The organism is Comamonas sp. 14P8.1.4, assembly GCF_057799285.1.
On the sequence record NZ_JBYOKN010000041.1, the window covers coordinates 1 to 458 of the forward strand.

1 protein-coding gene is annotated in these 458 nt (G+C 57.2%); it reads right to left on the bottom strand.

Annotated elements, in window-relative coordinates; translation table 11 throughout:
- Positions 1-411, bottom strand: a 411-nt coding sequence (locus AC27VO_RS16540; protein WP_488667811.1) for a flagellin N-terminal helical domain-containing protein, incomplete at its 3' end; no start/stop codon positions are given.
- Between the last annotated feature and the right edge of the window lie 47 nt (positions 412-458).

The following is a 458-nucleotide window of genomic DNA, read 5'->3' on the forward strand; positions in this document are numbered from 1 at the left end:
CAGCTTTTGGCCGTTGAACGAAGTGGTCTTGGCCACACGGTCAATTTCAGCGGTCAGCTGCGAGACTTCCGACTGCAGTGCCTCACGGTCTGCGGTGCTGTTCGTGGCATTGGACGCTTGCACGGCCAGCTCACGCATGCGCTGCAGCATGTCGCCCATCTTGCCCAATGCGCCTTCTGCCGTTTGCGACAGGGAAATGCCGTCATTGGCATTGCGGGCTGCTACCGCCAGGCCCTTGGCCGACGCGTTCATGCGCTCCGAAATGGCCAGACCCGCTGCATCGTCCTTGGCACTGTTCACACGCAGACCCGAGGACAGGCGCTGCATGGAGGTGGACAAGGCATTGCCCGACAAGCTCAGATTACGTTGTGCGTTGATCGATACAACGTTGGTATTAATGGTCATTGCCATTTTGTTTCCCCTTCAAAAAACCTATACACCGCTTTTGGAATGCCAGG